1 protein-coding gene is annotated in these 213 nt (G+C 70.0%); it reads left to right on the top strand.

The genetic code is table 11. The features are described 5' to 3' along the window. Positions 1–205, top strand: a 205-nt coding sequence (locus tag PVZ78_RS02665) for a hypothetical protein (RefSeq protein ID WP_273828188.1), incomplete at its 5' end; no start/stop codon positions are given. Positions 206–213: the final 8 nt, after the last annotated feature.

Below are 213 nucleotides of genomic sequence, written 5' to 3' on the forward strand. Positions count from 1 at the left end.
GCAGCCTCGCGGGCTCGGCAGCGGCTACCCCGACACCGCGATCCCTGTAGCCGCTGCCGCAGGCTGCGATCGACGGCGCAGCCGTCGCAAACCGGCGAACGCCTTTATTCAGGCAGATCGCGAAGGCAGGTTTTGCGGCAACTGCGTTGCCGATCGCAGCCTCGCGGGCTCGGCAGCGGCTACCCCGACACCGCGATCCCTGTAGCCGCTGCC

The sequence above is a fragment of the Pseudomonas sp. SBT1-2 genome (assembly GCF_028640875.1).
GTDB classification, from domain to species: domain Bacteria; phylum Pseudomonadota; class Gammaproteobacteria; order Pseudomonadales; family Pseudomonadaceae; genus Aquipseudomonas; species Aquipseudomonas chlororaphis_I.